This is a genomic window from Bacillus sp. NP247 (assembly GCF_018966865.1).
Lineage (GTDB): Bacteria > Bacillota > Bacilli > Bacillales > Bacillaceae_G > Bacillus_A.
Window position 1 is genome coordinate 155,537 of the sequence record NZ_CP076653.1, and the last position, 25,667, is coordinate 181,203.

General features: G+C 32.5%; 24 protein-coding genes and 3 pseudogenes. 5 read left to right on the forward strand and 22 right to left on the reverse strand.

Features of this window, described 5'->3' with window-relative positions:
• Positions 1–197: 197 nt before the first annotated feature.
• The 6 genes from KPL75_RS00865 to KPL75_RS00890 all read right to left on the reverse strand — a co-directional run bounded on the left by KPL75_RS00865 (position 198) and on the right by KPL75_RS00890 (position 6,105).
• Complete coding sequence (locus KPL75_RS00865; RefSeq protein ID WP_219919025.1) at positions 198–857, reverse strand: HAD family hydrolase; 660 nt, start codon at positions 855–857, stop codon at positions 198–200.
• A 29-nt stretch (positions 858–886) separates the two neighbouring features.
• Complete coding sequence (locus tag KPL75_RS00870; protein WP_002147272.1) at positions 887–1,588, reverse strand: 5'-methylthioadenosine/adenosylhomocysteine nucleosidase; 702 nt, start codon at positions 1,586–1,588, stop codon at positions 887–889.
• A 17-nt stretch (positions 1,589–1,605) separates the two neighbouring features.
• Positions 1,606–2,358, reverse strand: a complete 753-nt coding sequence (locus KPL75_RS00875; RefSeq protein ID WP_219919027.1) for a WecB/TagA/CpsF family glycosyltransferase — start codon at positions 2,356–2,358, stop codon at positions 1,606–1,608.
• 12 nt (positions 2,359–2,370) lie between these two features.
• Positions 2,371–3,960: a M3 family metallopeptidase gene (locus tag KPL75_RS00880; protein ID WP_219919028.1), complete on the reverse strand. Its 1,590-nt coding sequence runs from the start codon at positions 3,958–3,960 to the stop codon at positions 2,371–2,373.
• A gap of 378 nt (positions 3,961–4,338) precedes the next feature.
• A complete protein-coding gene (locus KPL75_RS00885; RefSeq protein ID WP_015000610.1) occupies positions 4,339–4,899 on the reverse strand; it encodes a GNAT family N-acetyltransferase in 561 nt (186 codons plus the stop codon).
• A gap of 345 nt (positions 4,900–5,244) precedes the next feature.
• Positions 5,245–6,105: a DegV family protein gene (locus KPL75_RS00890; protein WP_219919029.1), complete on the reverse strand. Its 861-nt coding sequence runs from the start codon at positions 6,103–6,105 to the stop codon at positions 5,245–5,247.
• 226 nt (positions 6,106–6,331) lie between these two features.
• Between KPL75_RS00890 and KPL75_RS00895 the strand changes: the two genes are divergently transcribed.
• Positions 6,332–6,763: a GNAT family N-acetyltransferase gene (locus tag KPL75_RS00895; RefSeq protein ID WP_219919031.1), complete on the forward strand. Its 432-nt coding sequence runs from the start codon at positions 6,332–6,334 to the stop codon at positions 6,761–6,763.
• A 369-nt stretch (positions 6,764–7,132) separates the two neighbouring features.
• Here KPL75_RS00895 and KPL75_RS00900 read toward each other — a convergent pair whose 3' ends face one another.
• The 4 genes and pseudogenes from KPL75_RS00900 to KPL75_RS00915 form a co-directional block, all read right to left on the reverse strand.
• The gene (locus tag KPL75_RS00900; RefSeq protein WP_375141016.1) at positions 7,133–8,476 is read right to left on the reverse strand and encodes a BC_2427 family protein; all 1,344 of its coding nucleotides are present in this window, start codon (positions 8,474–8,476) and stop codon (positions 7,133–7,135) included.
• A gap of 126 nt (positions 8,477–8,602) precedes the next feature.
• Positions 8,603–9,298 (reverse strand): CsxC family protein, encoded by a 696-nt coding sequence (locus KPL75_RS00905; protein WP_002065863.1) that lies wholly within the window; start codon positions 9,296–9,298, stop codon positions 8,603–8,605.
• A gap of 714 nt (positions 9,299–10,012) precedes the next feature.
• Positions 10,013–10,311 (reverse strand): annotated as a pseudogene (locus KPL75_RS00910) (GNAT family N-acetyltransferase); the annotation flags it as partial.
• 168 nt (positions 10,312–10,479) lie between these two features.
• Positions 10,480–11,577: a YheC/YheD family endospore coat-associated protein gene (locus KPL75_RS00915; protein WP_113937623.1), complete on the reverse strand. Its 1,098-nt coding sequence runs from the start codon at positions 11,575–11,577 to the stop codon at positions 10,480–10,482.
• A gap of 122 nt (positions 11,578–11,699) precedes the next feature.
• Between KPL75_RS00915 and KPL75_RS00920 the strand changes: the two genes are divergently transcribed.
• The gene (locus KPL75_RS00920; protein ID WP_002065857.1) at positions 11,700–12,923 is read left to right on the forward strand and encodes an ATP-grasp domain-containing protein; all 1,224 of its coding nucleotides are present in this window, start codon (positions 11,700–11,702) and stop codon (positions 12,921–12,923) included.
• A 248-nt stretch (positions 12,924–13,171) separates the two neighbouring features.
• On the opposite strand, the pseudogene KPL75_RS27305 reads toward KPL75_RS00920, so the two are convergent.
• Positions 13,172–13,363 (reverse strand): annotated as a pseudogene (locus KPL75_RS27305) (HD-GYP domain-containing protein); the annotation flags it as partial.
• Positions 13,364–13,436: 73 nt separating this feature from the next.
• The gene (locus tag KPL75_RS00925) at positions 13,437–14,207 is read right to left on the reverse strand and encodes a GNAT family N-acetyltransferase (RefSeq protein WP_219919035.1); all 771 of its coding nucleotides are present in this window, start codon (positions 14,205–14,207) and stop codon (positions 13,437–13,439) included.
• 280 nt (positions 14,208–14,487) lie between these two features.
• On the opposite strand from KPL75_RS00925, the pseudogene KPL75_RS27310 reads away from it, so the two are divergent.
• Together KPL75_RS27310 and KPL75_RS00930 are read left to right on the forward strand one after the other, a co-directional pair.
• Positions 14,488–14,589: pseudogene (locus KPL75_RS27310) on the forward strand (hydrolase); the annotation flags it as partial.
• A 138-nt stretch (positions 14,590–14,727) separates the two neighbouring features.
• A complete protein-coding gene (locus tag KPL75_RS00930) occupies positions 14,728–15,048 on the forward strand; it encodes a hypothetical protein (RefSeq protein ID WP_219919037.1) in 321 nt (106 codons plus the stop codon).
• A 55-nt stretch (positions 15,049–15,103) separates the two neighbouring features.
• Here KPL75_RS00930 and KPL75_RS00935 read toward each other — a convergent pair whose 3' ends face one another.
• The 5 genes from KPL75_RS00935 to KPL75_RS00955 form a co-directional block, all read right to left on the reverse strand.
• Complete coding sequence (locus KPL75_RS00935; RefSeq protein ID WP_219919038.1) at positions 15,104–16,639, reverse strand: MDR family MFS transporter; 1,536 nt, start codon at positions 16,637–16,639, stop codon at positions 15,104–15,106.
• 23 nt (positions 16,640–16,662) lie between these two features.
• Positions 16,663–17,370 (reverse strand): polymer-forming cytoskeletal protein, encoded by a 708-nt coding sequence (locus KPL75_RS00940; protein WP_219919040.1) that lies wholly within the window; start codon positions 17,368–17,370, stop codon positions 16,663–16,665.
• 17 nt (positions 17,371–17,387) lie between these two features.
• Positions 17,388–18,098, reverse strand: coding sequence for a bactofilin family protein (locus tag KPL75_RS00945; RefSeq protein WP_219919041.1), 711 nt, complete (start codon positions 18,096–18,098; stop codon positions 17,388–17,390).
• Between the two features lie 13 nt (positions 18,099–18,111).
• Complete coding sequence (locus KPL75_RS00950; RefSeq protein WP_219919042.1) at positions 18,112–18,735, reverse strand: YhbD family protein; 624 nt, start codon at positions 18,733–18,735, stop codon at positions 18,112–18,114.
• Between the two features lie 157 nt (positions 18,736–18,892).
• Positions 18,893–20,668, reverse strand: coding sequence for an SgrR family transcriptional regulator (locus KPL75_RS00955; protein ID WP_219921047.1), 1,776 nt, complete (start codon positions 20,666–20,668; stop codon positions 18,893–18,895).
• A gap of 62 nt (positions 20,669–20,730) precedes the next feature.
• Between KPL75_RS00955 and KPL75_RS00960 the strand changes: the two genes are divergently transcribed.
• Positions 20,731–21,936, forward strand: coding sequence for an MDR family MFS transporter (locus KPL75_RS00960; RefSeq protein ID WP_219919044.1), 1,206 nt, complete (start codon positions 20,731–20,733; stop codon positions 21,934–21,936).
• Between the two features lie 15 nt (positions 21,937–21,951).
• On the opposite strand, the gene KPL75_RS00965 is transcribed toward KPL75_RS00960, so the two are convergent.
• From KPL75_RS00965 to KPL75_RS00985, 5 genes are all read right to left on the reverse strand, one after another.
• On the reverse strand, positions 21,952–22,656 hold the full coding sequence (locus KPL75_RS00965; RefSeq protein ID WP_219919046.1) for a YjgB family protein: 705 nt from the start codon (positions 22,654–22,656) through the stop codon (positions 21,952–21,954).
• 24 nt (positions 22,657–22,680) lie between these two features.
• Positions 22,681–23,526: a DUF5700 domain-containing putative Zn-dependent protease gene (locus KPL75_RS00970; protein ID WP_219919048.1), complete on the reverse strand. Its 846-nt coding sequence runs from the start codon at positions 23,524–23,526 to the stop codon at positions 22,681–22,683.
• A gap of 278 nt (positions 23,527–23,804) precedes the next feature.
• A complete protein-coding gene (locus KPL75_RS00975; protein WP_002110404.1) occupies positions 23,805–24,200 on the reverse strand; it encodes a hypothetical protein in 396 nt (131 codons plus the stop codon).
• Between the two features lie 92 nt (positions 24,201–24,292).
• The gene (locus KPL75_RS00980) at positions 24,293–24,535 is read right to left on the reverse strand and encodes a GlsB/YeaQ/YmgE family stress response membrane protein (RefSeq protein ID WP_002013368.1); all 243 of its coding nucleotides are present in this window, start codon (positions 24,533–24,535) and stop codon (positions 24,293–24,295) included.
• A gap of 124 nt (positions 24,536–24,659) precedes the next feature.
• On the reverse strand, positions 24,660–25,625 hold the full coding sequence (locus KPL75_RS00985) for a nucleoside hydrolase (RefSeq protein ID WP_219919049.1): 966 nt from the start codon (positions 25,623–25,625) through the stop codon (positions 24,660–24,662).
• Positions 25,626–25,667: the final 42 nt, after the last annotated feature.

The window sequence follows — 25,667 nt, forward strand, 5'->3', positions numbered from 1 at the left end:
AATGAATTATAATCTCTCTACCTCTATATAACAGAGGCTATTTTGAATTTAAAATCTTTCTTTTTTTCCATTTCTTCAGAAGCTACAAGTTCTTATTTTGATTCCTTATTGAGTTAATCTACTCCGTTAGTAGAAGAAGGATTTTTAAACAATTATATTATTTTTTAAATGACTTTATTATAAATTAAACACCTTTATTATCTCTGCACAGCAGGCAATATTCCCTTTAATTCCATTAAATCATCTATTACTATATCTGCATGAGCAAGTTCATCTTCTTGTGCAAAATCAAAATTACATCCAATCGCAATTAGACCATTATCTTTTGCAGCGTTAATATCAGATAAACGATCTCCAACTACCGCTGCCCCTTTTAAATCATATTTTTTCAAAATATTTTTTACTAAGTCACCTTTATTTAGCGAGTGTATTTGTTCAATACTGAATGTTTCCGTAACCCATTGGTCTAAATTATAATAAGATACGATTGCTTGTAAATATTCCGTTAAGCCGTTACTAGCAATGTAAATGGAACAATTATTTTCTTTTATAAAACTAAAAACTTCTTTTACATTCGGATATAAAGCACCTTTCCCACTCTTTATGTTTTCAATTAATCGCTCTAAAAAATAAGCATCTGTTTGTTTTCTTACTTCATTTGAATGATCAGGTAATAGCGCTTCCCAAACTTTAGGTAAAGGAACACCCATAATTTCACGGTATTTATCAATAGGTGTTTCCGCATCCCATAATTGTAGTGAGCGTAAATGATCAAATGTATCATCTAGTGATAATTCTAAGATTTTATCTGTTTGAAATAAAGTTCCATCCATATCAAAAATTAGTGCTTGCAACATTTTATACTCTCCCATTCTTTACGTATTAACTACAATACAGTTTTACTCGAAATATGTTTAAGCATCTCAACAATAATTTCTGAACAATAATTCGCCGCAGTTTTCGCGAAATCATCATATGAAACTTGCGCCTCATCATCTGCACTATCAGAAATACTTCTTATAACGAGAAATGGTATGTCATTTATATGAGCGACATGCCCAATTGCCGCGCCTTCCATTTCAGTACAATGTGGTGCATATTCAGTGACTAATTGCTCCTTTAATTTTGAATCCTCGACGAAGCATTCTCCGCTGACGATTCTTCCTTCATGTACAGGAACATTTAAACTACTACTATTACAAGCTTCTCGCGCTAACTCTCTTAACTCTTTACTTGCAATAAAAGATTCTTGAAACGGAAATAAATTCTTCATTTGATTTTTACTAACATCATGATGAGTAACATTTGTAGAAATAACTAAATCGCCAACTTTCACATCAGGATGCAATCCACCCGCAACTCCTGTATTAATGATAGTGTCTACATCAAACTTATTAATTAATATTTGTGTACATGCGGCAGCATTTACTTTTCCTACACCACATCGCGTAATAATAATTTCTGTATCCATGTAGTTTCCTTTATAAAAAGGCATTCCCGCAATTGTATGTTCCTCTTTTATATGTAGTTTTTCTAAAAGTAAGTCTATTTCAATTTGCATTGCTCCGATAATACCGATTCTGTTCATGTATGTAGTCCCCTTTGTTAATTTGTAATCCCTTTAATCCTCTCCGCCATAACCGAAAGTAAAAACTTCGGCAATACAAGTTGTCTCTTTATTCTTTTTGGCTGCGACATTAATCTATACAACCATTCCGTTCCAGTATCTCTCATTATTTTCGGTGCTCTTTTTACAGTACCTGATATTATATCAATCATGCCGCCTATACCAATAGATAGTGGCACGTTTAATGTTTGTAAGTTATCATAGATGAATTCTTCTTGTTTAGGTGAACCTAACCCTACTAACAATAAATGCGGATTGAATTGCTTGATTTGAGCTTTTACTTCTTCTATTTCTTCACCGTTTACAAATCCATGCTGTCCTTTAAAATACGCAGATGGATTTTGCTCTTTTAATTTTTCTAATGCTTTTTCATTACTTTCTGGTGCAGCTCCAAAAAGAAAGACACGATATCCATTTTCATTACAACATTTTATTAAATCGCGAGTTAAATCTGCCCCAGTAACACGCTCTTTCAACGTTCCTTTTAATATTCTCGATCCAATTATGACGCCAATCCCATCGGCTGTTATTAAATCCGCAGATAATAACATTTTTTTAAACTGCTTTGATGTAGCCGTGTTTTCCTTAGCTGACATAACAATTTCAGGATTTGCAGTTACTACAAATCTTGCTTTCTCTTGTTTTTCATGTAGCCAACCTTTTAATAAGCTTATAGCTTTTTCATATTCTAAAGTTGAAAAAGGTATTCCCTTTATAAGTTGGTGATCCACTATACTCTCCCCTTACATAAGCTGCAAATATTCATCAATATCTTTAGAAATTTGTATAAAAGCTTTATCCCAAAATTCATAGCTTGTTATATCTATTTGAAAATGTTTTTTCTTGAGTTCTTCTACTGGAGCTTTTCCGGTTTCTCGTAGAAATTCTTTATACTTTAAATGGAATGTACTTGAGTTTTGCTTCGCTATTTCTAATAAACTAAAACTTGCTAAATATCCAAATGTGTACGGATAATTGTAAAAAGGAACATCCGCAATATAAAATTGAGTATATTTCATCCACACGAACGGCTGATATTCACATAGAGCATGTCCATATGCTTCTTCTTGTGCCAATATAGATAACCTCTCAATTTCGTCAGCACTTATAGGACCTTCTTTACATTTTTCATAAAAATTCTTCTCAAACTGAAATGATGCTCGAATGGCCATAACATAATTAAAAGTATTTCTTATTTTCCAGCTAAGTAATGACTTTTTCATTTCTATACACTTTGTTGTTTCAATTAAATAGTTTATGAGTACTGTTTCAAAGAAAATAGACGCTGATTCAGCTGTACTCATTGGCAAATAATCATCTAAAAAAGAAGTAGATTGTTCAAAACTCATATTATAAAAATGCCAAGCATGTCCTAGCTCATGAGCAAGTACTCTTACACTATCTATACTCCCATCATAACGCATGGAGATTCGCGATTCTTTCTCACTGAAAAATGGAGCACAAAAACCACCTGGTGGTTTATTCTCTCTCGGTTCCGTATCTACCCATCCACTTTCTATCGCATTACGTGCAAATTCTGCTAATTCTTCATCAATATCTTTTAATGCATCATATATGTTTTGTACTGCTACTGAAAAAGGAATAATAGCCTCATTATTTTCCTTTACTGTCATAAGTTCATGCCATGTAATGGAAGCTTTCCCGTTCTTATACACGTTTACAGCGCTTACTAATTTACCTAGATTTTCTTCTGTCGCATTCCACATTTGTAATAAAACAGTTTCAGAGATTCCATTCGCTTGAAGAGATTGTGATAAAATCTCACTATCTTCTATTTCGTTACTTTTTGTATTACGTAATCTCCCTATTTGATTTAATACAGTAGCAAAGATTTCTTTTTCCTTATTTAATGCGTTTGTTAGTAACTCGAAGACTTCTAATCTTTCCTTTTCATTATCACTATTCATTGCAATATGATTTGCTTGACCAAATGATAGTTGTTTATTATTGTGCTCTATTTCTATCTTATTTCTTAATTGTATGTACATATTTTCCCACGCATTAAGTTCATCTTTTATGAACCTAGTATTAATATTATCGGAAATCGCCACCTCACTTTGTTGTATTACTTGCTGTACTTCACTTTTCAGTTCCTTTACCTTCACAGTCAATATAGTATTGTCAGATGAAACATTTTCTTCAGCCGATCGACAATACAAATAGTATTCTGCTTTTTCAATAGCTTGTATAAATTTTGAAAGAATCTCTATATCTCTTGTTACAAAATATTGTTCTTTCAACTCCAATATTGGTACTAGAATATCCTCATTCGAATACAATCGATCTAAATCCCACTTGGCAATTTCATGCATTTTTATAGCCGCCTCCTATTTTTACAAATAGTTACAGATATTTCTCCCTACCCAATTATATATGAAACCGCAATTTTTTAATATCTTTAAATATTTCGTTTTTTGATAAACAGCACTAGATTTATATTCGTTTCTTTCACCACTCAAACACAAATAGCATAAACACATGAATGATACGATGTGTAAAAAAGACAATAAAGTTATTTACTTTTAAACCTAAAACAAGCATAACCCCGTTCTAAATTTAGGACGGGGTTAAAATATAGTTGTATAATTTTCGATATAAGATACTTCACTGTGCTTAAAAATATAACAATAAAGTCGTTTAAAATTGAACATTATTCAACAATAGCGCCTATTTTTGAATAATGTTCAATTTTAAACGAATAAAGCCATTAATATTAGATTTTGATAGCCGTCATCCAATTTTACACCCTTTGCTTTTCTACCCTCTTCAAAAAAGCCTAGATTCTTATATAACTGGATTGCACCTAGATTATCTTCCATTACCTCAAGACAAACTTTTTCAATCTTACTGTTATTTTTAGCCCAATTGATTAACGTTTCTAGAAGAGCTCTTCCAATACCATAATTTCGATATTCAGGTAGTATGGTCATTGCAAAAGCTCCTTGATGACTAATTTTTTCTTTGTTTCCGTTCTTAAAATCTATTGCACCGACTAACTTACCATCAACTTCAGCAATAAACTGTACATAATTTGGATTTTCATGATAAGCTTTTAACGTTTTTTGAATAGCATCAACACTCATCTTTTTTACACCCTCAACCGTACTTAGCATGTATGGAGCGTTTATTAAAGCTTTTGAAGCAGCATTTAGCATTCTTTCTGCATCCTGTTCTTTAGCTTCTCTAATTATTACTGTTTTTCCATCCTTAGATTTATAAGTAAAAACATTAGTTGATAATATATTACACACACCCTTTCGGAATATAATTAATCGGATTTTTTAACTATTCCACAATTCTTAAGTAAGAGAAAGTCGTACCACCTTTTTCTGCAATCGCCTCCTTTAACTTAATAACAATTATTTCAAATATTTTTAATTTTGACAAGAAATTGTTCCGTTATATAGCTCGATTGTTGAATAACATGACTGGCGTTTTTTAAACAACTTTATTGTGTTTTAAACGACTTTATTGTAAATTAAACAACTTTATTATCTGTGTACACGATGACTGATATAAGTAACACTTCACCAATACCATATCGACCAATTATCACAGATTAAAAATAAAAAAGGATTGATCAAAAGATCAATCCTTTACTCTACTTCATTTAAGAAAAATAACGTTATAACGCCAGGACCTGTATGTGCACCGATTGCTGCACCAATTGTATTTACAATAAATACTTCACAGCCAAATCTTTCTGTAATTAATGCTTTTAATGCTTCAGCTGTTTCTAAATCGTCACCGTGAGTCATACCGATTGTTTGACCTTTAAGATCTTTTCCGCGCTCTTCCATAATATCTACAATTCGGCCAAGTACTTTCTTTTTCCCTCTTACCTTTTCAAGTGGTACAAGTTTTCCTTCTTCTACGTTTAAGATCGGCTTAATGTTTAGTAAACCACCGATAAAACCTGCTACTTTACTTAAGCGCCCGCCTCTAACAAGGTACTGCAAGTCAGCTACAGTGAAAATATGTTCCATATGGTTCATTAGAAAATCAACACGTTTTAAAATATCTTCTTTTGCTGCGCCTTCTTTTGCCATTTTAGCAGCTTCTAATACAACAAGACCTTGACCAAGCGAAGCACATTTTGTATCGATAATTTCTAAATCCAAATCAGCATATGTTTCTTTCACTTCTTCTTTAATAACAACTGATGATTGATATGTACCAGACAGTTCAGATGAAAAAGCTAAATATATACAAGGATTTCCTTCTTTTGCATAGGAAACAAACTTTTCTTGGAATGTTTCAAGTGAAGGCAATGATGTTCTATAAGTAGCGCCTTCTCTCATTTTTTGCAATAATGTAACTGAATTTAATGTAACTCCATCTAAATACTCTGTTTCTGCTTCATCATATACACGGAGTGGAATTAAATCAATATCATATGCCTGCAGCAATTCTACCGGTAAATCCGCCGCACTATCCGTAATGATTTTAACACCCATTTTTAAACCTCTATTCTGTTATAAATATATAAGAAATAAAATAAAAAATATTACTTTTAAATTATATACGTAAAACTAAAATGAAGAAAGGAAAAGACTTTATATTGTATGCACTATTATTCAAAACTTGAACTGCAAATAAAAATGATTTCATTTTAGCCTCTTTTTACGACTTATTACACTGTGTATAATGAGAATATTACATTTTTTCTGAGGGAGGATACATATGAGTATTCAACTAGCTATATCTAATGATTTAGAATGGATTAATAATCACTATGAATCGATAGGATTTGTACCAAGTGATTTAACACGAGACACAGTTGCGATCGTTACATATCACAACGAGTATGCAGGTGTTGGACGATTAGTCCAAATAGATGAAGATACTATTGAAATGGGTGGGATTTTTATTCTCCCTAAATTTAGAGGTCTACAATTAGCTGGAGAACTTGTCTCATTTTTAGTACAAACTGCGAAAAAATTACAAATACAAAATGTGTTTTGTCTTCCTTTTGAAGAACTAGAAAGTTTTTATAAAAAATATGGCTTTACTGAAGTTAATACTACGAAAGAAGTTGTCCACCCAATTATTCTAAAAAAATATAATTGGTGTTTGGAAAATTACGATAAACATGTTTTACTATTTAAGTTGTGAGTTTTGTAATAAAGGAGTGAATACATTCTATATTACAGCTTAGGTTAAAACAAGGAATTAACTATGTTATTTAATTAACTTATTTATTCAAGCAACATATACGCCAATCTTATGTCCGTTCTAAATAAGTGTTAGCAAGTTCGTTGACAAACTTGTTAGCACTTTTTTTAAACATACCCTTGAAGAAATTCATACAATTAAGTAACTATCCTAGCTAGCAACAATATCATCCTTCATAAATATGAAAATGAATTCATTGAGGATAAACCGTATGGAGGATATTCTATAGCACTGAATGATTTACAAAAGAATAAGCATCGATATGCTACGAATAAAAATAATCAGCTAATCAAGGGAATATAATCATTTTTATGTAATTCGCACTTGTACTTCCTGTTCTTGTATCACTTGAATGATTAATTCTAATACAATATTTTGTACTAACTGATATACATTATCATGAAATGTACTTTGTTCTGATATGTATTCAATACATTGATATATATATCCTTCTACCAATAAGCTCCCTTTTTCAACTGTAAATTTATTTTGTCCATTCTTTTTTACTTTTGGTACTAAAAATTCGGTTTTTGTCAAAACAATCTCCTGTCCCACCTCTTTTATTCCTATGACTTTTTCTGTAAACACCACTTTTTCTCGTAAACTAATTTCACCTTTATATCTTCCTATTTCTATTGGTAGTCTGGCTGTTACATAATTATTTACTTCTCCCCCATTTTCACTCTCTAATATTATACTGTGGATAGGTATCCATGTAGATGTCTCTACCCGATTCTCTTCAATATTCCCTTTGACTTTTTGATTATATAATTCAACAAGCACTCTCTTTTCATGAAGATTTAAAGAAACTAATTTACAATAAGCCTCCGAATGATGCTGTTGCACTGTAGTTAATAACTTAGAATCTAATTCACGCCCCTCCGCATCTTTTTCATTTCGAAATACAAATGCATCTTGATTTTTCACATTTATTTTTGGAAATACTTTAAAGCTAGACACTTCTGAAATAATAGAAAATGGCGTTTTCACTACCATTGAATGCACTGAAGTCTCTATTTTTGATCCTAAACCTATACTTTCTCTCTTTGATTCAGTTTCTACACTTTTTTTCTCTGATTCATTTGCTACTTCTTCTTTCTCTAATCCAATCACTCTATTTTCTTTTGCTGGTTCAGTCTCTTTACTTTCTTTCTTTGATTCAATTGCTATTTCTTCTTTCACTAATCCAATTACTTTATCTTCTTTTTTTGACTCTGTTTCTTTACTTTCTTTCTCCAATCCAATTACTTTATCTTCTTTTTTTGACTCTGTTTCTTTACTTTCTTTCTCTAATTTAATTGCTTTATCTTCTTTTTTTGACTCTGTTTCTTTACTTTCTTTCTCTAATTTAATTGCTTTATCTTCTTTTTTTGATTCAGTTTCTTCACTTTCTTTCTCTGATTTAATTGCTTTATCTTCTTTTTTTGATTCAGTTTCTTCACTTTCTTTCTCTGATTTAATTGCTTTATCTTCTTTTTTTGATTCAGTTTTTTCATTTTCTTTCTCTATTCCAATTACTTTATCTTCTTTTTTTGACTCTGTTTCTTTACTTTTCTTTTTTTCTCTTATTTCACGTGAATCATCTTGAACATTCAGCATTTTCCATTTGTAAACTTTGTTCCATATTTCTTTACCAACCCATGGCTTATTCATCACCATCCCCCCATCTGATGTAATTCCTAAAAATATGCTTTTTGTACGCGACCATTTCATCATTATATATGTTTTATAATAATAAAAAAGACATTGTCTTTTAATAAAGACAATGCCTTTTTAGTTTTATACTTGTACTTGTTGTACTTGTAAAACTTTTAAAGTAAGGTCTAGTACAATTTTTTCACGAAGAGTTCCAAATGGCTCGTTTAATTCTGTTGGACAAGGTGAAAAGTCTAATTCGAAAAATTGAGCACTTACTAATTCGACATATGGTTGTTCGTTATAAAAAACTGAATTTTGGAAGAAGTATTTATCTAAACGTGGTAAATCGCCGTTGTTAGGATTAATAAAATGAGATGTAGTGTCTGAAGAAGCAGCTATTAAAGCTAGTGATAGAAAATCAGCTTCTGTTAAATCTGCAAAACCAGAAAATGGAACATTTGCAATGCGGTCATATAGAACTCCATTACACTCATCATTTGCATATTCAATATTTTTACGAATATACCCTTGTACAAATAATTTTCCTCTTGTAACTCGGTTGTAAGGTGTACCAACTACCGGAGTAAATGCTACAGGAACTAACTTACCTTGTGTTAAAAATACATTTTTTAAGACACGTTTAATCTCAGTTGCTGGAGGATCTAATGGAACATCGGCTTCTACAACAATTTGAATTGTTCTTTCCGCTAATACAACTGGTATTTTTACGATTGGTGCTCCTGGAGTAGTAATTGGTGTTGCTGCAGCATCACTTAATGGTGTTTGGGTTTGTCCCGCTACCTGACATGGTACATTAATTGGGCATTGTTCACTCATATTTTATAATCTCCTTTATATGAAAAATTTAGAGCTTTTTAACTCTCTATACTGTATATGTTTGTCTTCTATTAATGCGTGGGTTTGTATCATAGTCACTTTTATCATTTACAAAAAAAAGAGTGATTTCCCTTTAATAGTCAAATATACACAACTTAATATACTGAGTTTTTATGAGTATTTACCGATAAAAAATAAAATTTATTAACTCTCATCGTGGGAGAATAAAATGATATGTTAATTAAGTTCCATAGTAAAAAAGATAACCATATTTTCAAAGAAACTTTCAAAAAATCTATTCTCAAATTTATTAAAACAGATAAATTTAACTTTATTGATTTCTTCATTTCATAATATCTATGCAACTGCAATTTAATATTGGTAGCGCCTTATTATTAAAAAATAAAAACCGACTTAATAAAGTCGGCTTTTATACCCAAATTGTTGTGGAATCACTTCATCTTTAATTCATATCGTTTTTTTCCTCTCACCTTTTCCAATAGAATTTATCAATACTTCTATTGAAAACAATCTTGTCGTTGTTCTCCCCTCTAATACTATTAATTAACATCTCTCTTAATGCCTTTAGTTTAGGTAAAATTATCTTTGGATATTTTATATTTTTAATTTTAAAAAGGGACTAATTAATGTTAAGTTAATAGGATTTCCTAGCCTTTTTATGTTGTAAAATTCAATTCGTACAAACTCGTTCATTTACCTATTATTCACAAAATAAGTATCATACACCTTACCAAAAACATATCCAATATTTTAGCAGAAGTGCTATTCGCTGCATCCCAGTTTGGATATTTCGTCTTTTCTAAACAATCCAATATTAAAGCCGTACTTACTGCAGTCACCAATCCTTTTCTTCTATGATTCGGATCAGTAGCAACTTCAATTTCAATCCCATCATCATAAATACTATATGATGATGCACCGCATACAACGTCTCCTTTATAGAAAATACTATAACCAATACCTCGATTTATATAATCATCTATCAATTGATAAAGTCTTGCCGTGGTCAACGGATTTTCCATCTAGATGCAGAGTCCCGAAAAAAGTGAAGTAAACAAAAAATAACTCCAAAATCAACTTTTAATGTATATTTTGGAGTTACTTTACGCTTACTTTAAATTCACAATTTTCTATTTATATATTTTTCTATTTTCCTTTTCTTATTTATGTTTATCAGCTAAGTATCTAGCATAGTGAACTAAATTTCTAGCTACATCTAATTCAAGATTAAATATATTAGGTACACCTGGTCTCCAATTCACCTCAAACAACCACAATTTTTGGTTTTCATCAATCCCAACATCAATTCCTAACTCATCAAATAATACATCCTTATATAAAGAATTAAAATGGTTAGAAAAACTTACCGCAAATCGTTCTAAATACCTTTGAATATTATACCAATCGTTATCAAACTCCGTTTTTAAAAAAATATCTAAATAAGTACTATAACCACCGCTAGCCATATTTGATACAACACTTCCTAATGGACCTATTCTCGGGAATATTGAAGTAATAACCCACTTTCCTTCTCCATTTCTTTGAACATGCAATCGAAAATCATAAACATGACCAGATTTCATTTGACATGAAATAAACTGTTGAACTATGTAACCTTTCTCTTGAATCTTATCAGATAAAAAACTTAGCAATTGTTTTTTATTTATTAATGAAATTTGTTCTGACTCATTCATACTGTAATTCATCCCATGTTTTTCAATGAAAACGATACCCTTACCTTGATGTCCAGAAATTGGTTTAATAATAACTTTTCCATAACGATCAATCATGTCAAAAAACTTATTAACATCATTTAATTCATAAAAAGGAATAAGATATTGCTTAAATTTTTCTGCTTTTTTTATTCTGTTATATACACTTAATTTATCTCCGATTGAATGACTTGTGAATGGAACTTTATCATATAGATAATCAAAAATTTGCTGATTTTTATCACTAACATGAACACTTGCATTATAAATAACATCAGGAAAAGAAAATTCTTGTTCAACCCATTCACCATTTTCATAAGTTTTACCTAAAATCTTCTCAGTCTCTATATTTACTTTCCCTAAAGTAAAATAAAAAAAGTTTATACCTTCAGCTTTGGCTACAGCAGCATAAGTATATGCTTTCTTTACGACATTCGGATCTTTCCGATGATGAAGCATACCAATTATAGTCATATCGGTTCCTCTTCCCCTCTTTTTAAAGATCTTTTTCAAAACAAATATCAACTTCATTATATATATATTCATGTTCTCCTTCATTCAACCATTTTTTGAAAAGTCTAGAACAAGCTTAACCTCATTTTAATATTCTACCTATAGAAATAATAAATCTAAGGGTTTATAAAATAATTAAGGTAGGGTGGCATAAGATGGATACTATTGTTTTTATTGAAACAAATAAATCTGGATCCAGTAGGGAAGCGATCAAAGCAGCTGAAAAACTTAATTTCTTTACTGTTTTATTAACGAAAAAAACAAAATTTATTGAAGAACGCAGTACATTCCCTGATGTACATCAGATGATTTTCACTGATATAAATGATTATGATAATATAATTACTACAATTGAAAAATTAAATAAATCAGGAAAGAACATAAAAGGAATCTTTAGTTTTATTGACCCCTTTGTTTATCTGGCTGCACGTTTATCAGAAAAATTCTGCTCAAATATTGTATCCACTGAAGCTATCTATCGTATGGAAAATAAAATATTAACTCGTAATGTCCTTAAAGATTTACCAATCTCACTCAACTATTTAATTTACAAACCAACAGAACCATTATCATCTTTTCTAAAAAAAAATAAAAAGATAAATTTCCCTCTTATTGTGAAATCCCCTAAATCATCAGGATCAAAAGATGTATTATTAGTAAAAAATAAAAATCAATTAATTTTATCTATACAAAGCCTTTTAGAAAAACTACCTAATGAAGAAATTCTACTTGAAGAATATGTAGATGGACCTCAGTACTTAGTCGAAATTTTAGTTCAAAATGGAAAAGTCCATATTATAGCAGTAATTGAACAAGAAATTACACTCTTTGAACGTTTTATTGTTACTGGTTATTCTTTACTAGGACAGGTAGACAAAAGTCTATATACTAGTCTTTTCAATGCAGTTAATTCTGTTATTCAGGCTTTTAATATGAAAAATGGAGCTTGTCATCTAGAACTCCGGAGAATAAATAATGATTGGAAATTAATTGAGATAAACCCCAGAATATCAGGTGGAGCAATGAATGATATAATTGAAATTGGACATGGAATCAACTTAGTGCAAGAGACTATTCAGTTAATGTTAGGAAATAAACCTTCACTAAATAAAAAACACCATAAATATGTATACACTCATTACCTAACAGTTAAATTTAAAGGAAAACTAATTCGAGTTACAGGAAAGAACCGTAGTTCTAAATATCCTGGCGTGGAGAAAGTTTATATAAAACCTAAAAAAGGAACTGTCTTAAAACCACCTACATCAATGGGACATCGATGTGGCTACGTTTTAGCAGCATCCTATTTTAAAACAGAAGCTAAAAAAATAGCTTTAAAAGCAGCCAAAGAAATTTCATTTGAAATCCAAAAAGAATAAATGCAACATAAAAAACAAGATATATACACCAACTCATAAAAATATACTAAAATCAAGTTTCTTACAATTCTAATTATCATAATGCGTAATAAAAAAGTTCACTCCTTATCTACATTTATAGAAGGAGTGAACTTTTTTATTATGAAATTTTAATTTATTTACCCAACAAGCGACTCCAAAATGACTTCTTCTGTTCTGAAGCTACTATTAAGCATTTACTTTTATATGGTTTTTCGAAACATAAAATTTTAACTAAGAGATGATTGGATCATTTCTTTCCATAAGGGAAATACCTTTTTGAAAAGTTCTACTAGTAAAGAGGAAAACTGAGATCCAGAACCTTCAATGATACGTTTATAAGCTTCTTCAAGAGATAGAGCCGCACGATATGCTCTCGAAGAAGTGATTGCATCGAACGCATCTGCTTTCGCAACAATTCTATAGAAACATTCTAGTCATCATTTTTCACTTTAATTCCTTTACGTTGTACAATTCGTACAACTCTCCGTTCATTTACCTATTATTCACAAAATAAGTGTCATATGCCTGATCAAAAACATATCCTAACTTTTCTGCTAGTTTGGCAGATTTCGTATTCGCTGCATCCCAGTTTGGGTATTTCCCCTTTTCTAAACAATCCAATATTAACGCTGCACTAACTACAGTCGCCAAACCTTTTCTTCTATGTTCTGAATCAGTAGCAACTTCGATTTCGATACCATCATCATAAATACTATAGGATGATGCGCCGCATACGACTTCTCCATGATACAAAATACTATAACCTATGCCTCGATCTACATAATCATCTATTGATCGGAATTGACTTGTAAAATCTTCAGAAACCTTGTGTAATGTTGGGTTATTCACAATGTGCTCATCTATTTTTCTTAATTCATATCCTTTTGGAAGTAGCGATATATATGCTTGTAATTTTGTACGATCAAACACTTCTGGATTACGTTTAAATTTATATCTTAAGAATTTATCTATTTTTCTTTCATGGAATATTTCTAAACGCTGTTTCCATTCATCACTATTTACAATTACTAAAATTCTGTCAGGAATGTTACGTAATAACTCTTCCGTTTCTATCGCACTTGAGTCTCCAGCGTAAAATGTAAAAATTCCTACCGAAATTTGTGCTACTGTCGGATTTTCAAGATCGTTTACCCAAGCAGTACCCATATGTCCTTGTAAATAAGAAAGTAAAATAACATTATTAAAATCTTCGAACATGGAAACTAATTTTTTTCTTGTATGTATATTCGCTTCATATATCATTTACATTCCTGCTTTCTACAAAATCAATATAATTCTACATTTTCATGAGGTAACATATGTTTCTGTTATATATATCCGTCCATTAAACTTAAATTTCGAACAATTATAAATTTATTATAACATCTAATCAAAAATGAAAGATTCACTTTTTCAATTTTGAAACGTACATCTTATCATCCAAATAAAACCTATTTGTTGATAAAATTTTAACCATATACGCAATCAAGTCGCATCACTGTAAGATTGATTTATAAATAAGCTTTTTAAGGGGGATTATAAAATGACTGTTTTCTATTCCCGTCTTTCAAAAAGTGATGTTGCTGTTCTTCTAGTGGATCATCAAACCAGTCTGATTTCCAGCCTAGTGCACTACTCATTAGATTAATAAGGGAATTACACCAATAATAAGTAATAACACATATTTTTTACTATAAATACATATAACAATTTCATCTTTCATGAAAAAAACGTTATAATAAGGTGTAGCCTCTACGATTACGTTATAAAGGAGATTAAAACAATGGCTAAAATTAAAGTATATCAAGCAAAAGAAGAAAATATGGACGCAGTAAAAAACATCATTGATGTTGAGGAACAAAACCCAACTGCTGACAACTTACAAAATCTATACGCATGTGTATTAGAAACTGAAGATATGGCATTGCCTGAATCATACATTGAAGAAGATATCTTAATTGATTCTATGGAAGTTATGGTTAATGCTTCTCAAAACAAACTAAGAGACTTAGGTACATACGATGTAATCGAAGTTCAAAACAAAGGTAAGAAAACACAAGTTTTATTATTAGCAGACGAAGAATACGAAATTATCGAAGGCTAATCTAACACCGTACATACGACAAAAGCTCCTTTCAAAATTGAAAGGAGCTTTTTCTTTACGCTTTTGATGTTTCACTTTTCACCTTGTTTTGTTCTTTCTTATATACCATGCGCTCATTTCCCATAAAGAAAATGAATACGAAGGCTAAACCTGCTGGGACTAACGCCCACATAAATGTCTGAACGATTGAACTTGAAAGAGCTTCAATAATTTTATCTAATATTTGCGGTGGAATTTGAGATCTTGCCGATTCTGATAGAATGGCTCTTGAATCTCCTAAAGCGTTTGTATTCATTCCCCCGCTCATACCTTTAAATGCCTCTTCTAATTGATCCTGGAAACCAGTTCGTTGAATCATTCCGAAGATTGTAATACCAAGCGTCATTCCTAACGAACGAATGAAGTTACTCGTTGAAGTCGCAGACCCGCGTTGCTCCATACCGAAGTTATGAATAGCAGCCATACTTAGTACAGAGAATGAGAAACCAACTCCAAAACCGATAATAACCATATAAATTGTTAATAATATACGACTTGTTTCTGGTGTTAACGTGCTTAATAAGAATAATCCAATTAGCATAATAACAGCAGAAATAATCATAATGTTACGGTAGCTAAGTTTCGATGTTAAAAATCCACCTAACTGCGCTGTAACTACTGATCCTAACATCATTGGTAATAACAATAATCCTGAGTTTGTTGCCGTACCACCGTATACACCTTGAATAAATAACGGAATATACACAGTTGCTGACATAAATGCCGCCCCATAACATAAGGCAATAATTGTACTCATTCCAAACAGACGTTGCTTAAACATCTCAAATGAAATGATTGGTTCTGCTACTTTTCGTTCAATAACAATAAAAGCAATTACTAAAATAGCGAATCCAGCAAATAAACTTAAAATAAAGCTAGAATCCCAATCATACTTTTGTCCGCCTAATTCTAAGGCGAACATTAAACAAACTACTGCACCAACTAAAGTAATTGCACCAAACCAATCAATCTTTTGTTCTCTATGAACTCGTGACTCTTTATAAAATAATGTAATAAAAATAAGTGCTAAAATTCCAAGTGGTAAGTTAATATAAAACACCCAGTGCCAGCTAATATAATCCGTAATATATGCGCCAAGTAATGGCCCGAAAATACTTGATAAACCAAATACTGCTCCGAATAATCCACCCATTTTCCCGCGTTTTTCTGGAGGGAAAATATCAAAAACGATAGTAAATGCGATCGGCACTAGTGCCCCGCCGCCAATACCTTGAATGGCACGATAAATACCTAACTGTGTAATATTTTCAGCAGTTCCACAAAGAGCCGAACCAATCATAAAGACGATTAAACCGAAAATAAAGAATCTCTTTCTACCATACATATCTGATAGTTTACCGAAAATCGGCATGCCTGCCATTTCTGCGACCATATAGGCAGAAACGACCCATACAAAGTTTTCAAGACCTCCTAAGTCACCAACAATCGTTCCCATCGCTGTTACGACAATGGTATTATCCATTGATGCCATTAAGATACCTAGCAATAAACCGGCAACAACGAAGCCGATTTTATTATTCTTCTCAACCATAGCCTTGCTCTCCCTCATACTACTTATATTTGTTTATGTTCTTTTACGACTGTATTACCTTTCTGATTAAAACTAGTATGATATTCTACAACACTAATTTCACAGCCAGGGCCTATTATAACATGATTTCCTCTTACTACGTCTGCTATTGTATGTTCTAAATAAATATCATCCCCCTCAATAATTGATGTTTGAAGGCTTCCTGAATGACTTGTAAAAGGAATAAATCTCGCCTTTTTACGTACTGTAATCTTTTTCCCACCGATTTCTTTTACTTTACTTCCTTCATAACGAAGTGAGATTTCAATATTTTCAGCATTAAGTAAACCATCACTCTCAAGACCGCCAGTTAGTAATAATTCCTCTACTTCTATATCTCCCTTCACATTTAAAGCGCCTGTCACATCTACAAAATCACCAGATAGCTTCCCTTTAAATTCTATCATACCTCTAATTTTTGTTTTATGAATTTGTCCGTCGCCTTGTACTTGGGCATTACCATATACTTTTACATATTCCGCCTTCATATTCCCTTGCACTTCACTATCTCCATACACGACATAATTCTTTGCTTTCATATTGCCACGTACTTCACTCGTGCCGTACGTTTTAAATTCATTACAACTCATATCATTAGAAATTGTTCCTTCGCCGCGAATCTTTACTTTGTTATAATCTCCACCTGCTGAGCTACCTGATCCATTAACCGTAAGACTATGTTGATTTTCCATATCAATTGCTCCCTTCTTTACACCTGCTTAATTTCTTTTACATTTGCGCTTTTATCAACAGTAAGAACTCCGGTATATTCAATGAGTTCAATCTCACAGTTCGGTCCTACTGTAACATTATTTCCTCTTACCGTTTTTATGTGAGCATAATCAATATCGATATTGTCACCTTCTAGCAGTTCAGCTTCTAACTGCAGGCCAAATACTGTTTTAAAAAGTCTACTAAAAGTACTTAATCTATGTCTTACTTTAATCGTTTGACCACCAATTTCTTTCGCTCTACATGTACCGTGAACATTTATATTAATTTCATCTGCGCTTAATAATCCACCAACTGTAAATTGTCCTTCTGAAGAAAAAATATCAACTTCACAATTACCATCAATCGTCGCTTGACCATTGATTTTAAATTCTTCACCAGTTACATTACCACCTATCGTCCCTTTTCCTGCAATTTTCAAAGTGGTCGCCTTTACATCTTGTGTAATTGTCCCTTTCCCATCGATTCGCATCGTTTCTGCACTAACTGTACCCTCAACTTTGCCTGATCCGCTAATTCTCGCATCGCCACTTTTCAAATCACCAGTAACAGTTCCGTAGCCATTACATTCAAATTGGTCGCATTCAACGTTTCCATTAACAGTTCCTTTTCCATTTAGTTGCACTTTATGAAACTCTCCACCGTTTGATGAACCATATCCATTTATAATTAAATTTTCTGTACGCATTATTTCTCCTCCACTACAACAGTTTAGTTTTTAATGCTTCGGTATATTTCATAATTGCTACACGTAAAACAATCTTTGTTCCCTTTTCAAAAATTAAATCCTCAACGCTTGATACTAAGAAGCATGTAGAAATCCCTAACTTCCGAATAATAACTAAGTCACAATTTTTATGTTTAATCGCTTCATAATTTTCACGTAAAACTTGTAAAACCATTTTCCCTTCTTCTAAGCTAACGTCTCCTGATTGAAGAAGTTCTTCTAACACGTATACATAAAGAATATCTGCAAATTGAAAATCTGCCGTTTTGTTCGTTTGATCCATGAAAAATTGTAAAACAGTCTCTGATGTAATCCCTTTACGGATGAGATCTTCTTTTGTTAAAAAAATCTCTGTTACGCTTGGTGAAAACATATTTGCCAATTCATCAAGTGATAGATCTTCTTTCATCGTTTGAATTTTATCAATACGCTCTAATATCTTTTCTTTCGGAAAAAATGTTTCCTGACCTGTGAACGTTGACTTCCGTACAAACCAATCTTCCGGTATTAAATTTTTTCTCTTCCACCTATATAACTGTCCGTATGAAATACCAGTTAGCTCTAATAAATCTTTTTTTGAAATTAAATCTGTACTCAACTGTATATCACTCCTTCTGATAACAATGTAACATAACACTGTTACGCTGTAAATAGACTTTTATAACAAGTAGCGTAACAATGTGTGAAACAAACCTGCCTTACATACAAAAAAGGTTCTTGCGCATACCTTTAAAATGCGTAAGAACCTTTTTATATCAAGCTTTAAACCATATATCATAAAAATCAATCCAGCCCTGTGAATTAATCATTATATTTTGTATTTTTTCGTGTGAACTTACTTGCTGTTTGTTACGGTACAAAGGAATGATATGAATTTGACGTAACAGTGTATCCTCAATATCGCGTAACAGTGCAACTCGTTTCTCTACTTTACTCTCCATAAAGTACGGCTGCAATATTTCGTTAAAGTTTATATTGCTTTGCTGATGAATAAAACTGTTTTTTGTAAGAAACATGTATAGTAAACTCTCTTCAATACGCTCGCTAATTGTCGCACTATCATGCATAATATCAGCGTTTTGTATCGTACTTATTTGCAACAACTCTTCTGTTTCAAGAAATTCAATATCAATTATAATTCCGTATTTCGCACACTCTTTTTGTATCCAATTGGAGTCTTCAACATGATCTTGTCCTGTAAATGTGTATAGTCGCAATGTTTCATTACGGTAAGAACTTTCTTTAATAAGCGTATTTATGTCCTCATTTATACGTATTGTACCACTCTTTGTTAGCACTAATTCTTCAGCTATCTCTCCGCGCGCTCCTTGTAATTCCGCAACAATCGCCTTGCTATAAATGATTTTATATAAAGCTTTTCGAAATATCATATCTTGCATAGGTCCTTCTTTTGCAGTATTTAACGTAATGTATGTTACATTCGACTCCAGTCGAGTTAGTTCTTTATGATGCTTTTCTATATCTTTATATCGTGCTTTCGCTAAAATATCGCACGTATTTACACTGTGCTCTACATTCCATAATTCAATTCGATCGAGAAAAGATCGCTCGCGAAAATAAAAATCATGTGCTTCTAATACGAATACATCCTCATTTTTTTCGCATAACCGAAACGGTCCTGTACCAATTAAATTACCTTTTCCATCTTCACTTATAATAGAACACTGTTCTGCACTTAAAGCATGTAAAAACAGCTTATTTTCTGTAGATAACCGAATCTGCACAATGTAGTCATCAAGAATATGTAAACTTTTAACGTGCTGTAACATCCAAACATGCGGATTATTTTTAGCTTTCAAGAATCGTTCAAATGTATATACTACATCATAAGCGGTAAATTCTTTCCTGTTATGAAACTGAACGCCTTTTCGTAAGTAAAAGGTCCATATATTTTTCTGATCATCATATTCCCAATAAAACGCAAGTCTTGGCTCAACACTGTTTGTATTTCCATCTACATACACTAACGTGTCATATATATGTTTTACCATATGACATTCCGAACGCATCGTAGCGTAAACAGGATCTAATGCAATGTCTAGATTCATATGGACTTGCAAACGTAGCACATCTCTTCTCCCTTGAGACGTCCTTTCAACTTGATAACCAAATATTGAATCAATCCAAGTTTGAAATTGTGGTTGGAGCGATGGAAAATACGAGCTATACCGTTCGATAAAAGCGATCCCGCTTTTTACGTCCCCTTGTTTCGTTATTTCTTTTCCTCTTTCTAAAATTAATAAAAGTGGATGTTTTTGAAACAATACCTTTGAACGATTCCCTCTCCCTCGGCCTGGAAACCACATAATCCAACTTACTTCTTCCAGTTTTTTTATGATTAGTTTACTATTTCGATCTGTACAAAATAATGTTTCAGATATATTTTGTATTGTTATTTCTAATTGTTCCCCCTCTGATCTCCCTTTTCCATACTGGAGCCATAGGTGCATATATTGCTCCAAAATAGTCATAAAACGCCCCCTAAAAGATGAAAAATCTTCCTCTTTCATTCTACCCTTTTTCATTTCTAGCTTCCATCTTATCATTTTAATATAGAAAGGAGGAATTAGAAATGAATCATCTTTTAAAACGTTATAATAGGCCAATCCTCATTCGGTTGTTCGGTGAATTGTTAGTCCGGACGACTGAAGCAATGTTAGCTATCATTTTTATCGTTCACGTAAATAAAGCGTTAAATGGTAATGTCATCGTTACAATGCTTCTTTTCGGATTGCAGCCTCTCGCTGATATTGTGTTTACATTAATCGCTGGAGGTGTAACAGATAAATACGGTCGTAAGAAAATCATGTTACTCGGATTAGTTTTACAAGCTTTCGCCGTAAGCGGGTTCGTTTTTGCTGAATCGGTCGCCTTTTTCGCCTTATTGTATGTCGTAAATGGTATTGGCCGCTCTTTATATATTCCGGCACAGCGCGCTCAAATCGCTGACTTAACGAAGGAAGAACAACAGGCTGAAATATTTGCGGTTCTGCAAACGATGGGGGCAATGGGCTCTGTAATCGGCCCATTAATCGGCGCCTTTTTCTATAATAGTCATCCTGAATATTTATTTATTTTACAAGGTGTAGCCCTTACGCTATATGCCATTCTCGTTTGGACGCAGCTTCCTGAAACTGCCCCGCTTATAAGAAACAATGAAAAAATGAAAGAAGTATATTCGCCAAAACAATTTATTTCAAAACATTATGCTGTATTTGGGCTCATGGTTTCTACGCTACCGATTAGTTTTTTCTACGCTCAAACCGAATCGAATTATCGTATATTCGCCGAAAGTGTATTTCCAAATTTTCTATTTGTACTCGTGTTTATCTCAACTTGTAAAGCAGTCATGGAAGTGATTCTCCAAATTTTCCTTGTGAAATGGTCTGAACAATTTTCTATGGCTAAAATCATTGTTATTTCCTATACTTGCTTTACTTTAGCTGCTATTGGCTACGGTTATTCCACGACAATATGGTCATTATTCTTTACATTACTCTTTTTAGTAATTGGGGAAAGTATTGCTTTAAATCATTTACTACGATTCGTTTCACAAATCGCTCCAAGTCATAGACGTGGATTGTACTTTTCTATTTACGGTATACATTGGGACATTTCAAGGACTTGTGGGCCTTTTGTAGGTGCACTATTATTAAGTAAATTTAGCGGCAGTACTCTATTTTATATTTGTGCCTTCTTATTAATAATCGGCGGTATCATTCAAGCTTTTTTTGTTCAATCGTTAGAAAAAAGCAAAGTAAAAGAGCTGTCCCTATAGGAACAGCTCTTTTATTTAACCTGCCATTTTATTAATACTATCCTCCGGTGAGAACACAGAAATATGATCTACTTTACCAGTAGATTTCGGAATAACGAATTTCAACTCAAACTGATTATTTACTTTATAAATGTATATTTTATCATTACCGTTGACTTTAACAGACACTGGTTTTCCTAAAGCCTTTTCGATCTCTTGTAACGTAATCACTTTAAGTTCTGAATGGTAAGATCGCACGTCAAAGACTTGTGATCCTTTATTAAAGCCAAATGCAACATTTTTATTTGTAAACGTCGCATACATCCCGTTTCCTGCTTGCTCCGTCTTATTTGCTTTCCCCCATGCCTTCTCTATTTCTTCAATATCACCTGAATGTGCTGCATATGGAACATTAGGTACTTTACCTTCTTTCGCTAGCTCAAATAAATCTTTAATATGGTTAATTGATTTTGGATTAACTGCTGTATTTTTTGAATTAGAGTCTTTTGAAGGTTTTGATGAGTCTTGATCTTTTGATTTTTCCACAGACTCTTTCTCTTTTTTTAGAGCGGTGTCCTCATTCTTTTTACTCGTTTCCGGCTTATTGCTCTTTTCTTCTGTACTATTTTCTGATGTTGGATTAGTTTGTTTCTTTTCCTCTGCACTAGTACAAGCCGTTAATGCCACTACACATGTTAAAGCTAGGAAAAATATAAGTACTTTCATATATACTTTCATCATTTTCAGCCTCCCTTTTCAACATATTCACTTTTGTAACCATTCCATTACACTACTCTTCAAATTATTTTTTCTCCAAAAAGTAAGTGCTTCGGTTTCTCCGAAAGTATGGACCATATACTCTATATATGATGTTCCTAAAAAATAGCCGAGTCGGTTGTATCCGAAATAGTTCCCTCCTGATAGACGGAACCATTCTTTCTCTTTTTCACCTGTCCATCCTTCAATGTAATTTTGTAAAAAACGTTTCTTAATCTGCTTCTCATTTTCTTTATAACATTGGAACCATGGATCACCGTCACTATTATATGAATAGTAAACAGACTCACTTAAATCTTTAACAATTTGTTTTGACAGATAAGTTGCAACACCTTCACGATACAAACTTACCGATGCATCAGTCCATTCAGCATTAGTCCAATCCATTCCGCTCTCTTGTAATACGAAATTATGATATATATGTCCGATTTCATGAGCAACGATAACACGAAGATGCTCCCTTACAGGAGATAATTTTTCTACCGCAAAAAAGATATCCCCAATAATCTCCCTTTCCACAAATGCATTGGAACCAAATGCACCAACAAATAAATGAAATGTTACATTTACCTCAAGGCCAAATTGAGCACGACAGCCCTCACTTACTTCTTGAATAATAGATGGTAAAGTTTCCGAAATCATAAGAATATCTTCTAGTTTTGCAGGATACTTTTCAATCGCACTAGAAAGGCGTTCTTCTGTTTTCGGACAGTGAAACTTAAAATACTCTTCGAATGCTTCTGGGTGCATATCATAATATTTGTTCAAGTCATGTAATCCTATATCATTGCTTTCCAAAAGCTTTAAAAAGCTTGGAATTGTATTGTTAATCATCTTATTCATCTCCTTGTATACACACCTTCTCTCCTTACTTGTTACAATCCTCCTTATAAATCTTTAAATAAGCTGTCAAAAAAGCTTATTTAAATGCAAAAAACCAGCAGGAAATGATTAATCTTTCCTTGCTGGTTTCATATTGTGAATTTCTGAAGTTTAATCAAACCATTTGTCGCTATCAGAATTCCATTTATTGTTATGTAAATCGCGGTATTCATCAAAATCATGAAAAGTAAAAAAACTGCCCTATTAAAGGACAGCTTCAATTATGTATTTTATACTTCGATAGATTTACCATCTTCAACGATATGGTAAAGTAAGTGTGCTAAATGATGAATTGGACCATTTTCTTCCTCTTCTTCATTTGTTTCACCTTGGAATTCAAGATCATTTAAGTATAATGCTAAAAATTGATAGAACAGTTTCAAATCAAACCCGTAGCAAGCACTTGGCTCTTCGTGATCTCCTTCATATTGTAACATTAAATATTGCTCGTTTCCTTCTGCATCTTCAGCATCGAAGAATACGAAGAAACCAACGTTTGTATCCAAATCAAATAGATGACGAGTACCTTTTTCTGTTGCTTTATCGAAGTCCTCTTCACTTAATTTATGTACTGTTGTTGCCTTTGCATTATCTTCTTGATGAAAATTTACTGTAAATGATTTCAATGCTGACACCTCCTGATTGTATAACAGTAGCATAACAGATTAGACAACATAATACAAAGGGACTGCTTACAAATGTAAACAGTCCCCTGTATTCATTTCCGCATTGCACGGAATATAAAGCTTACGATGAAAATCAAAACAATCGCACCTATTAAAGCCGGAACAATCGCATATCCACCTATAACAGGTCCGAATTTACCAAGTAACGCTGTACCAAGCCAAGAACCGACAATACCTGCAATAATATTACCGATTACACCGCCAGGTACATCCTTCCCAGTAATCAAACTTGCAAACCATCCTAATATACCACCAACGATTAAAGACCAAATCATATCATTTCCTCCTTTATAATTGACCAATAAAAATTATAATCAGAAACAATTGCTTACCATTAGTTATGTTTCATTTTTCGTAAGTTATTCGTCTTATGAAAATCATTCAAATCTGCTCAACCTTTTAAGGACAATCTGGCTTCAATATTGTTCTCATAAATTCGTCTTTAAAAGCTTGATAATTAAATTCAACAGCAATTCTTTGTACAGGCCGATTATCAAATGTCGTCGGCTCAGCTATTTTTCTAAAATCAGCAACACTTTGACCTCTCGTTACATCATTTGTCGTACTTATCCAAACTGCTGATTTTTTATATTCAAAAATATCATCATTTATAAATGAAATGAACGGAAGTAAATCGTGAATCGGACTCCCAGTTATACCTGGATATTCTTTTTTGTAAAAGTTCTCGTAATAAAAATCGATCATTGGCTTAATAAGTTTCGCCTGTCCTGTTCCTTCTTTATCAATAATATCGACCATTTCAGGGGTGATAAGAGCGCGCTGCGTTACATTTAACGGATATATAGTAGCATTCTTCGCGTATTTCATCACGATATTCGCCGCAATTGGATCGCCGTAAAAATTAGCCTCCGATACTGGTGTAACGTTTCCCGGAAAAAGAAAAGCACCACCCATTATATAATAAGAACATACTCGATTCATTAAATTGGGGTACAATAAAAATAATGTTGCAAGTGTTGTTAATCGTCCCGTCGCCACTATAATAATATTTTCTGGACAAGGCTCAATTAATTTAATCAATTCACAAAAATTTTCTCTTTCACAAATTCTCATTTTCGGTGGAATAATTGGACCTAAACCGTGATCCCCATGAATTTCAGGGAAAAATAAAGGTTCTTCAGCTGTCATCGGTCTACTGGCACCTTCAATGATTTTCACTTTTGTAGCATAGTATTTTTCTAAAAAATAAACATTTTCCGTGACAATTTTCCGTGATACATTACCATACTCTGCAACGATACCTATAATATCTAATTTGCATGTTTTATTCGCATAAATTAACGCTACTGCATCATCAATACCAAAATCTCCGAAAAAGATTATTTTTTTATTGACTTTCCTCACCCCTCTCCAGCATAATCTACTACCATTATTATGCAAAAAAGA